The 10,599-nt window shown below is 67.2% G+C and carries 11 protein-coding genes; 10 read left to right on the top strand and 1 reads right to left on the bottom strand.

Annotated elements, in window-relative coordinates:
* The first annotated feature begins 127 nt into the window (after positions 1 to 127).
* From HMPREF2826_RS06250 to HMPREF2826_RS06240, 3 genes are all read left to right on the top strand, one after another.
* Positions 128 to 1,012, top strand: coding sequence for a transporter substrate-binding domain-containing protein (locus HMPREF2826_RS06250; protein ID WP_070640258.1), 885 nt, complete (start codon positions 128 to 130; stop codon positions 1,010 to 1,012).
* A 132-nt stretch (positions 1,013 to 1,144) separates the two neighbouring features.
* A complete protein-coding gene (locus HMPREF2826_RS06245) occupies positions 1,145 to 1,798 on the top strand; it encodes an amino acid ABC transporter permease (protein WP_070640255.1) in 654 nt (217 codons plus the stop codon).
* Positions 1,791 to 2,618, top strand: a complete 828-nt coding sequence (locus tag HMPREF2826_RS06240) for an amino acid ABC transporter ATP-binding protein (protein ID WP_083307311.1) — start codon at positions 1,791 to 1,793, stop codon at positions 2,616 to 2,618. Before HMPREF2826_RS06245 ends, HMPREF2826_RS06240 begins: the two co-directional genes overlap by 8 nt.
* A 282-nt stretch (positions 2,619 to 2,900) precedes the next feature.
* Here the strand turns inward: HMPREF2826_RS06240 and HMPREF2826_RS06235 are convergent, their stop codons facing one another.
* Positions 2,901 to 3,839 (bottom strand): bile acid:sodium symporter family protein, encoded by a 939-nt coding sequence (locus HMPREF2826_RS06235; RefSeq protein WP_070640252.1) that lies wholly within the window; start codon positions 3,837 to 3,839, stop codon positions 2,901 to 2,903.
* A gap of 229 nt (positions 3,840 to 4,068) precedes the next feature.
* On the opposite strand from HMPREF2826_RS06235, the gene HMPREF2826_RS06230 reads away from it, so the two are divergent.
* The 7 genes from HMPREF2826_RS06230 (at position 4,069) to HMPREF2826_RS06200 (ending at position 10,595) form a co-directional block, all read left to right on the top strand.
* Positions 4,069 to 4,902 (top strand): Cof-type HAD-IIB family hydrolase, encoded by an 834-nt coding sequence (locus tag HMPREF2826_RS06230; protein WP_070640249.1) that lies wholly within the window; start codon positions 4,069 to 4,071, stop codon positions 4,900 to 4,902.
* 191 nt (positions 4,903 to 5,093) lie between these two features.
* Positions 5,094 to 5,870: a Fe-S cluster assembly ATPase SufC gene (sufC, locus tag HMPREF2826_RS06225; RefSeq protein ID WP_070640247.1), complete on the top strand. Its 777-nt coding sequence runs from the start codon at positions 5,094 to 5,096 to the stop codon at positions 5,868 to 5,870.
* A complete protein-coding gene (gene sufB / locus HMPREF2826_RS06220) occupies positions 5,867 to 7,309 on the top strand; it encodes a Fe-S cluster assembly protein SufB (protein ID WP_070640244.1) in 1,443 nt (480 codons plus the stop codon). The genes sufC and sufB overlap by 4 nt, the downstream gene beginning before the upstream one ends.
* Entirely contained in the window at positions 7,306 to 8,427 is a 1,122-nt protein-coding gene (locus HMPREF2826_RS06215) for a SufB/SufD family protein (protein ID WP_070640241.1), read from the top strand. The genes sufB and HMPREF2826_RS06215 overlap by 4 nt, the downstream gene beginning before the upstream one ends.
* Complete coding sequence (locus HMPREF2826_RS06210; protein ID WP_070640238.1) at positions 8,421 to 9,686, top strand: aminotransferase class V-fold PLP-dependent enzyme; 1,266 nt, start codon at positions 8,421 to 8,423, stop codon at positions 9,684 to 9,686. The genes HMPREF2826_RS06215 and HMPREF2826_RS06210 overlap by 7 nt, the downstream gene beginning before the upstream one ends.
* A complete protein-coding gene (gene sufU, locus HMPREF2826_RS06205) occupies positions 9,679 to 10,173 on the top strand; it encodes a Fe-S cluster assembly sulfur transfer protein SufU (protein ID WP_070640235.1) in 495 nt (164 codons plus the stop codon). The genes HMPREF2826_RS06210 and sufU overlap by 8 nt, the downstream gene beginning before the upstream one ends.
* A 5-nt stretch (positions 10,174 to 10,178) precedes the next feature.
* Entirely contained in the window at positions 10,179 to 10,595 is a 417-nt protein-coding gene (locus tag HMPREF2826_RS06200) for an RrF2 family transcriptional regulator (RefSeq protein ID WP_070640232.1), read from the top strand.
* Positions 10,596 to 10,599: the final 4 nt, after the last annotated feature.

Below are 10,599 nucleotides of genomic sequence, written 5' to 3'. Positions count from 1 at the left end.
GTTGATAAAGGCCCCTTGCGAAGAGGGCGCGTCGCCCATATGCTTTACTCAGATAAAGTACTCCCGTCGAACGAGCCTGTCCGCCTCGATCACGCACGAGCAATCGTCGCACGCCAAGGAGACCGCCATGCCCAGCATCCGCCCCGCGCTCTCGCGCCGCCAGTTCCTGAACGCCCTGTTTCTGACCACCGCGACGGGCGCCCTCAGCGCCTGCGCAAACGGCGGCGCCTCGTCGTCCGGCTCCACAGGCGCGGCGGGCTCCGCCAGCTCGATACCCGGCTTTGACGGCACGTTCATCGTGGGCTTTGACGAGGACTTTCCACCCTACGGCTACAAGGGGGACGACGGCGAGTACACGGGCTTTGACCTCGACCTTGCCCAAAAGGTCTGCGAGAGGGAGCACTGGATCTACACCCCCATGCCCATCTCCTGGGACGCCAAGGACGCGCTGCTCGGCTCGGGGCAGATCACCTGCATCTGGAACGGCTTCACCATCGAGGGCCGCGAGGACAAGTACTACTTCGTGGACCCCTACATGGAAAACAAGCAGGTCGTCGTCGTGCTCGCCGGCTCGGGAATCACGGCGCTCTCGGACCTTTCCGGCAAGAACGTCATCACCCAGACCGACTCCGCCGCCTATGACCTGCTCAAGACCGACGGCGCGCAGGCGGAGCTCGGTGCGTCGTTTGCCCAGCTTAAGACCATCGGCGACTACAACACCGCCTTCATGATGCTCGAGAGCGGGTCCGTGGACGCCATCGCCTGCGACTACCCCGTGGCGGCGTTCAACGGTACGGGCAAGGAGGGCACGTTCTCCATCCTTTCGGAGGCGCTCAACACGGAGCACTTTGGCGTGGGCTTTGACAAGACCGACACGGGCAAGGCGCTCGCCGCCCAGGTCGAGAAGGACCTCCAGGCCCTGGACGCGGACGGCACCGTCAAGGAGCTGTGCGCAAAGTACGCGTCGCAGGGAGTGTCGTATGATTTGTGGTGTCTCCCCAAGGCAAACTAGCCCCCGGGAAACAGGCAGGTGTCCCAGGCCGCCCTCCAGGCGGCCTTTCCCTGGCCGGAACCAGGTCCAATCTGCAGGTCCCGCAACATGCGTAGGTCCAATCTGTCGTCCCAAGTTAGGCGGTAGCAGCTCGTGGAACTCTCCACCATGGTCGGCGTGCTCCTTGGGGGATACGCCACCTCTCTCCAGATCTTCGCCGTCACGCTCGTGGGGTCGCTCCCCCTGGGCGTGCTCGTCGCCGTAGGACGTCTGTCTCGCCTCGGACCCCTGCGACTCATCTGCCAGCTCTTCATCTCCGTCATGCGGGGCACGCCCCTCATGCTCCAGATGTTCGCGGTGTTCTTCACGCCGTACTTCGTGTTTGGCATCAAGACGGGCCCGAGCTTCATGCTCGCGGCGGTGCTCATCGCCTTCGTCATCAACTACGCGGCCTACTTTGCCGAGATCTACCGCTCGGGCATCCAGTCAATCCCCCGGGGGCAGTACGAGGCGGCGGAGGTGCTCGGCTACGGCAAGCGTCAGACCTTCTTTCGCATCATCCTGCCCCAGGTGGTGAAAAGGGTGCTGCCCGCCATGGGAAACGAGATCGTCACGCTGGTCAAGGACACCTCGCTCGCCTTCTCCATCGGCATCGCCGAGATGTTCACCGAGGGACGCGCGCTCGTCTCGTCCCAGCGCAGCATGACCCCCTTCATCATCGCGGCGCTCATCTACTGGGTGACCTGCCTCGTCATTGAGTTCGTCCTGCGTCGCGTCGAGAGGAAGCTGGGCTATTACCATGACTAAGCATGCGGCGTCCACGCTCAAGCTCCCGCGCCCTGACCAAAGTTACGCCAGCTACCTGGGCCTTCCCGCCGTCTACGTGAAGGGGGCGCGCAAGTCGTTTGGCGAGAGGGAGGTGCTCGGCGGCGTTGACCTCCTCATCAACAAGGGTGAGGTCGTCTCCATCATCGGGCCCTCGGGCGCAGGCAAGTCCACGCTCCTGCGCTGCCTCACCCTGCTCGACCGCTTTGACGAGGGGAGCCTCGCCTATGGGAGCGTGATGGTCGCCAAGGCGGGCAACGACGGCAGCGCCGTCTACCATGAGGAGGCCATGCAGCTGGCGCACATGCGCTTTGGCATCGTCTTTCAGAGCTTTAACCTCTTTCCCCACCTCACGGTCATGCAGAACGTCACCGACGCCCCCATCGTCGTGCAGGGGCGCGACCGCGAGGAGGTGTCACAGGAGGCCCGCGAGCTCTTGCGCAGGCTCGATCTGACGGAGCATGCCGACAAGGTGCCCTGTGAGCTCTCGGGCGGCCAGCAGCAGCGTGCCGCCATCGCACGCGCCCTGTGCATGAGGCCCCAAATCATCTACTTTGACGAGGCGACCTCGGCCCTGGACCCCAAGCTCACGGCAGACATGCACGCGCTCATCCGCGAGCTCGCCCAAGACGGCATGGCCGTGGGCATCGTGACGCACGAGATGGGCTTTGCCCGCGAGGTCTCCGACCGCGTCGCCTTTCTCTTTGAGGGAGCGATTGTCGAGGAGGGCGCGCCCGAGGAGGTCATAGGCAGTCCCAAGGACGAGCGCACGCGGGCGTTTCTTGCCAACTCGCTGGACTGACGACGGCCGTTCACGCCGATCCCCGCATCCTTTCTGCGCCTGCCAGCTGGGAACGTGCGGGCTGACGTAGGGATCCCATCCGTTCCGGCCCCTGATGAGACGGATGCCGGTCGGTCGCCGTTCGTCCGCGTTGCGCCACCCGAAGCCCCGGGGGCGTCCCAGTCCGTGCCGGGCATTGTCTCCGCGGACTTGAACCCCGCCTGAGAAGGCGCGCGCCTTGCGCGGCGCTCGCGATAGCTGACAAGCAGCCCACGAAGGCGCGCCTCCGCGACAGGCCGGCGCTCACCCGCGCGGACGAAGCCCCCTGCCACAGGCGGCCGCCAGAAACTGTTGGAAGAGCGTGCCCGCCATGACCGGGAACAAGGCTCCGGCAGGCATGGCCGTCATCGCCACGACCGCACCCGCCGAGATGTTCTTCATGGCGCCCGCAAACGCGAGCGCCGCCGCCTGGGGTCGCCTCAGACGGCACAGCCGCCCCGCGAGCAGGGCCGCCCCAAAGGCGCCTGCGCAGAAGACGCCCGTGAACGCAAGCACGCCCACGAGCTCGGCCGTCAGGCGCAGCATGGGCTCGCTGATGCCCGTGGAGTTGGCGATCACCAGAAGAACGAGCATGATGCGGGCAAGCGGCGCGAGCGCGGGCGAGAGGACCCTCGAGCCCCACCCCTGGCTTTTCTCGTTGAGCGCGGTCGCCGCCACGGCCGGCAGCGCCACCATGATGAGAAGCTCGCCCATCATGGCGGGCACGTCGATTGACACCGCCTCCCCCACGAGCAGCCCCATGGCGGCGGGCAGCGTGAAGGGGCAGATGACGGCGGAGATCAGCACCGCCGAGAGGCAGAGCGAGACGTCTCCCGCGCACATGCTCACCCACAGGAGGCTCGACGTAGCCACCGGCACCGAGTATTCCAGCACGAACCCCGCGACGATGACGGGGCTCTCCCCAAACAGGGGGCGTGCGAGCGCGAAGGCCGCCAGGGGCATGAGCAGGTGCGAGAAGGCGAGGATGCCCAGAAGGGGCAGCGGATGCGCGAAGGTGTCCCTGACGTCGGAGAGCCTGATGCAGAGCGCCCCCTGAAACGCCATCACCATGAACAGGGGGACCACCACGGCGTTGAGCGCCGAGAAGACCTGGGGAAGGAAGATGCCCAAGGCCAGGCAGACCGGAATCACCGCGACCATGTGTTCCGAGAGAAAGCCGCCCAGGCGCTCCCAAGCCTCCATCGTCCTGCCCCTCCCCGGCGCGCGCCGGAAGTCTCGTGGCACCCCAAGGCACCCCCAGGGCGCATCCGCGGCGACCCAGGGAGCGCTCATGGCAAACGACCGCATTTTTGCACACCGGCGTCCTGCGCGCGACCGTCGGGAGGTATTCTTGACGACGAGGAATTACGAACGAAACATCCCGCGCGGCACATCCTGCATGACGCGACCACGCCGCCTTAAGGAGGCAACCATGAACGACACGGGCTATCGCATCGTCGCCAGCGACATGGACGAGACGCTCCTCGCCCACGACCATCACCTGCCTGCCGCCAACGTCGAGGCCATCCGCAAGCTGCGCGCGGTCGGCTGCCTCTTTGTCCCCGCCTCGGGAAGGGCCTACGGGTCGGTCATGGCGTCCTTGGCCGAGCTGCCCGCCGAGCTCATGGAGGGGTCCTACGTCATCTCCTACAACGGCGGCTGCATCACGCGCTTTGGCGAGGACGCCCCGCTCGTCTCCCACACGATGGGCCGCGACAGGATCCGCGCCCTCTTTGACCACGGAAAGTCCCTGGGCATCTGCATGCACGTGTACGGCCTGGACGGCACCGTCTGGGGCTTTGACATGGTGCCAGCCGAGATCGACTACCTCAAGGGCCACATGGACTACATAAACTGCGGCCACGGCGACCTTGACCTCGTGGGGGACGCGCCTTTGGCCAAGCTGCTGATGGTGCTGCCCGGCGCCCTCGACAAGCTGCATCGCCTGCGCGACGACATGGACCCCAGGCTCCTCGAGGGCGTGGACACGACCTTCTCGAGCGGCAGGTACCTGGAGTTCAACCCCAAGGGGGTCAACAAGGGGCGGGGGCTTGCCGCCGTGGCCCAACTTGAGGGCGTTGACCTAGGGCGCACAATCGCCTGCGGCGACGCCGAGAACGACCTCGACATGATCGAGGTCGCCGGTGTGGGCGTGGCCGTCTCCAACGCCAGCGCGGACGTCAGGCGCAGGGCCAACCTGGTCACGACCGCCAGCTGCGATGACGGCGTCCTCGCCGAGGTGTGGCATCACCTCTTTGAGGCCTGAGCCGGCGAGGCCGCGCGCAGGTCCGCGGCTCTCAGGCCACGGCGCCAGCCCGGGCGCGACGAGCGCACGTCGCGCCCCCATGGACATGGACGTTGAATGAATCGCCCCCTTGGGGGTAAAATCCCTCCACGTGAGTAGGATTTAATCGGCGCCCGCATCTGCCGCGGGCGCCCCTTGCGAGGAGAGACACCATGCCCAACACGTTGCTAGACATCTCGGGACTCTCGGCCGGCACCGAGGACAAGCCCATCCTTTCCGACATCAACCTGAGCGTCGGGGCCGGCGAGTGTCACGTCCTCATGGGCCCCAACGGCGCCGGCAAGTCCACCTTGGGCCACGTCATCATGGGTGATCCCGCCTATCGCGTGAGCGCCGGCTCCATCACCTTCGACGGCGTCGACATCACCGGCCTGGGGGCCGACAGGCGCTCACTCGCAGGCGTCTTTCTCTCCTATCAGGTCCCCGTCGAGGTGCCGGGCGTGCCCCTCTACAGCTTCCTGCGCACCATCTGCCAGATGCGTCCCGAGCTCAAGATGAACGCCCGCGGCTTCCGCGCGCGCGTCGCCCAGATCTCCGAGCAGCTCGACATCCCCGACGGCTTCCTCACGCGCGAGCTCAACGTGGGCTTCTCGGGCGGCGAGAAGAAGAAGGTCGAGATGCTGCAGCTGCTGCTGCTTCGCCCCAAGCTGGCCATCCTCGACGAGACCGACTCCGGTCTGGACGTTGACGCGCTCACTGTGGTCTCGCGCGCCATCGAGGCCTACCGTCAGGACGTACAGGGCGCCCTGTTCATGATCACCCACAACACGCGCATTCTCGAGAGGCTCTCCGTCGATCGCACGCACGTCATGGTCAGGGGCCGCCTTGTGGCCGAAGGGCCCGCCTCCCTCATCGACGACATCGACGCCAATGGCTTCGCGCGCTTTGAGGACCGGCAAGAGGCGCAGGATAGCGAGGCCCTGCGATGAGCGACGTCACTCCACCCACGCTCGACGAGAGGGGCCGCTCCAAGGTAGCCGACGTCGACCGCTCCCTCTACGACTTCAAGATGAGCGAGGAGGGCTACGAGCGCTACGCCGACGGCCTGACCCCCGACATCGTCCGCGCCATCAGCAGGAAGAAGGGCGAGCCCGCCTGGATGCTCGAGCTGCGCCTGAAGGCCCTTGACGTCTACCATCGGCGTGACATGGCCCCCAACTGGGGCCCTGACATCTCGGGGCTGGACCTTGACCACATCTCCACGTACGTGAGCGCCGGCGCCGCGCAGGCGCGCGACTGGGACGACGTCCCCACGGACATCAAGGACACCTTCGAGCGCCTGGGCATCCCTGAGGCGGAGCGCAAGAGCCTTGCGGGCGTGGGGGCCCAGTACGACTCCGAGATCGTGTACCACAACATGCGCGAGGAGGTCGCCAAGAACGGCGTCGTCTACACGACCATCGAGGACGCCCTGCGCGACCCCCAGTGGGAGGGGGTCGTCCGCGCGTACTTTGGCAAGCTTATCCCCATGGACGACCACAAGTTCGCGGCCCTGCACTATGCCGTGTGGTCGGGCGGCTCCTTCGTCTTCGTGCCCGCAGGCGTCCGCGTGGACTACCCCCTGCAGAGCTACTTCCGCCTCAACGCGTCGGGAGCCGGGCAGTTCGAGCACACGCTCATCATCGTCGAGGAGGGCGCCGACCTCCACTTCATCGAGGGCTGCTCGGCGCCCAAGTACTACGAGGCCAACCTCCACGCCGGCGCCGTGGAGCTCTACGTGAAGGACGGCGCGCGCCTGCGCTACTCCACGATCGAGAACTGGTCAAAGAACATGTACAACCTCAACACCAAGCGCGCCACGGTGGGCGCGGACGCAAAGATGGAGTGGGTCTCGGGCTCCTTCGGCAGTCACGTGAGCTACCTCTATCCCACCACCATCCTGGCCGGCGCCAACTCCACCTGCGAGTTCACGGGCATCACCTTCGCCGGCGCGGGCCAGGACCTCGACACGGGCTGCAAGGTCGTCCTGGGCGGCGCGAACACGGCCGCCTCGGTGGACACCAAGTCCATCTCCAAGGACGGCGGCGTCAACACCTTCCGCAGCGCCGTCGTGGTGGGCAGAAAGGCCGACCACGCGCGGGCGAGCGTGAGCTGCCAGTCGCTCATGCTCGACGACATCAGCCGCTCCGACACCATCCCCGCCATGGACGTGCGCAACAACACGGCCTCCGTGGGTCACGAGGCCTCCATCGGCCGCATCTCCAACGACACGATCCTCTACCTCATGAGCCGCGGCTGCTCCGAGCAGGAGGCGCGCTCGATGGTCGTGAACGGCTTTGCCAACCCGGTCTCCAAGGAGCTGCCGCTCGAGTATGCCGTCGAGATGAACAACCTGATCAAACTCGAGATGGAAGGGGCGATCGGATGATGGACGCAGGCTCCTGCACCACGCTCGAGCACGTCAACGTGCCACCCGCCCAAACCTGGAACTACCTCAAGATCAACGAGGCCACGCTCAGGATGCCCACCCCCCCGGCGAAGGGCGAGGTGACCTCCCGCCTGCCGCGCCTCTTTCGTGCCGTCGAGGACGGCATCGGCGAGGCGGCCACCCGCTGGGTGGAGGACTTTGCCGGCGACGCCCGCTACATCGAGGTCCCTCGCCACGCGCGGCGCAAGGATCCCATCCTCGTCGAGGTCGACGCCGACGAGGGGCAGGTCGCGGACACGGGCGTCCTCGTGCGCGAGGGGGCTGAGGCCATCGTCGCGCTCGTGAGCCACGCGACCGGTGACGGGCGGACCCACTCCGCCAACCTCGTTCGCATCATCTGCGAGCGGGGGGCAAGGCTCACGGTGAGCGAGGTCGTGGCCCTGGGCGACGCCCACACGCACCTCGAGGGGCTGGGCATACAGGTGGGCGAGGACGCCACGGTCACGCTGCGCCAGTACGCCCTCGGGGGCCGCGAGGTCGCCCTGGGCATGGCCGTCGACCTGGTGGGCGACCGCTCCCGCCTTGAGCTGGAGACGCGCTACTTCGCCAACGGCAAGGGGCTGCTCGACGTCAACCACATCGTTCGCCAGCGCGGACGCGACACCCGCGCCGACCTCCATGCCCATGGCCTTTTGGACGACGCCGCCCGGAAGACCCTGCGCGAGACCATCGACCTCGTCCACGGCGCCAGGGGATCCAGGGGCAACGAGTCCGAGACGGTCCTCGTGGTTGGCGAGGGCGTCACCAACAAGACCCTCCCCGTCATCCTCTGCGACGAGGACGACGTCCAGGGCAACCACGGCGCGTCCATCGGCTCGGTGGGCGCCGACCAGCTGGCGTACCTGGCGACCCGCGGGCTCTCCGAGGAGGCCGCCTTCGCCCTCTTTGCCCGCGCCGTCTTTGACGACGCGATAATCCATGCCGCGGTGAGCGAGGCGCGCGCGGCCGCGCTCGCACGTGCCACGGAGGTTCTCGGCGCGAAGGTCGCCCGGGACCTCTCCGAGGCGCTCGAGCTTGCGCAGGACAGCCCTGCCGAAAGGGATGATGCCACGTGCTAACGCCACATCAGCTCGCAGACATTGGGCGCAACCCCTACAAGGGGGACTTTCCCCTGCTTGCGGCCAACGAGGACATGGCCTTCCTTGACAGCGCGGCCACCTCGCAGCGCCCCGCCTGCGTGCTCGACGCCCAGCGCACCTTCTACGAGACCATGAACGCCAACCCCCTGCGCGGCCTCTACCGCCTGTCCGTGGCGGCCACCGCCGCCATCGACGGCGCCCGCGCCCACGTTGCCCGCTTCATCGGCGCCGTGGACGCGCAGGGGACGCCCCAGGCAGACCAGATCGTCTTCACTCGCAACACGAGCGAGTCGCTCAACCTCGTGGCCAGCTCGCTGGGACGCGGCGTGCTCGGGCCTGGCGACGAGGTGGTCGTCTCCATCATGGAGCACCATTCCAACCTCATCCCCTGGCAGCAGGTCTGCGCCGCGACGGGAGCCAGACTCGTGTACCTGCGCCTCTCGGACGACTACCGCATCACGCCCGAGGAGGTCGAGGCCAAGGTCGGCCCCAGGGCCAAGATCGTCTCGGTGACGCAGGTGTCCAACGTGCTCGGCGTGCAGAACGACGTGAGCGCCATCGCGCGGCGCGCCCACGAGACGGGGGCCTATCTGGTGGTGGACGGCGCGCAGGGAGCCCCTCACGTGGCCACCGACGTGCGCGAGCTCGGTTGCGACCTCTACGCGCTCAGCGCCCACAAGATGATGGGCCCCATGGGCGTCGGCGTGCTGTGGGGCACGCGCGAGGTTCTTGACCTCATGCCCCCCTTCCTCACCGGCGGCGAGATGATCGACTCCGTCACGGAGCAGGGCGCCGTGTGGGCGTCCGTCCCCCAGAAGTTCGAGGCGGGAACCCAGGACGCCGCCGGCATCTACGCCTTTGACGCGGCCCTCTCCTACCTCGAGGGGCTTGGGGTGGACCTGGTGGAGGCGCGCGAGCGCGCTCTCGTCACCTACCTCACCGACCAGCTGGCCGCCCTCGACTTCGTGGACGTCGTCGGCCCCGCAGATGGCAGCCGTCACGTGGGCGCCGTCTCCTTCAACGTCCGCGGCGTCCATCCTCACGACGTGGCCTCCATCCTGGACGGGTCGGACGTCTGCATCCGCGCCGGCCACCACTGCGCCCAGCCGCTCCTCTCCTACCTGGGCGTCCAGATGGGCAGCACCTGCCGCGCGAGCGTCGCCCTCTACAACGACAGGACGGACATCGACCGCCTCGTGAGCGGCCTCACCAACGTTTGGAGCATCTTCAATGGATAGCCCTGCCGCCGGCGTGACCGGCCTCTACAATCCCGAGTTCATGGATCACGTCCAGCACCCGGACTACAAGTACCCCATGAAGGACGCCACCCACGTCCTTGAGGGCGTGAACCCCTCCTGCGGCGACGAGCTCACGTTCTTTGTGCGCATGGCAGCCGACGGCACGATCGAGGAGGCCTCGTACCAGGGGCACGGCTGCGCCATCAGCCAGGCTTCCGCCGACATGATGAGCGATCTCATGGTGGGCAAGACCCCCCAGGAGGCCGTCGAGCGCTGCCGCCTGTTTGGGCAGATGCTGCGCGGCGAGCAGACCGACGAGGCCCTGCTCGACGAGAAGCTCGAGGACGCCTGTATGCTCAAGGACATCTCGCACATGCCCGCGCGCGTCAAGTGCGCCGAGCTCGCCTGGCGCACGCTCGAGGAGATGCTGGACGGCGACGGGAGGGCGGGCGCGGACGAGGACCCGTCTGCCACGGAGGGGGCGTAGGCGCCATGGCTGGGATGTTCTCCACGAAGGGCCGCTACGCCCTGCGCGTTATGGGAGATCTGGCGACGCATGAGGGATGGGTGTCCCTGGGTGACGTCGCCAAGCGTCAGGGCATCTCGCGCAAGTATCTTGACCAGGTGGTCTCTCTCATGCACAAGGCGGGCTACGTCGAGAGCATGCGCGGCAAGGGAGGCGGCTACCGCCTGACGCGCCGGCCCGACCAGATCACCCTGGGGCAGATCCTGCGCGCGGCCGAGGGGTCGCTCGCGCCGGTGGCCTGCCTGGACTGCACCAACGACGAGATCTGCCCCCAGGTGAGCAGGTGTCCCACGGTGGGCATGTGGCGCGACCTGGGCGCCATGACGGCGGAGTTCCTTGACGGGCGCACGCTCGCGGACATCATCAGACGTGAGCAGACGTAGGACG

It is taken from the genome of Olsenella sp. HMSC062G07, assembly GCF_001811895.1.
Taxonomy (GTDB): Bacteria; Actinomycetota; Coriobacteriia; order Coriobacteriales; family Atopobiaceae; genus Olsenella_F; species Olsenella_F massiliensis.
Note: the sequence above shows the minus strand (reverse complement) of the source record. Positions and strands in the feature narration are given on the sequence as shown.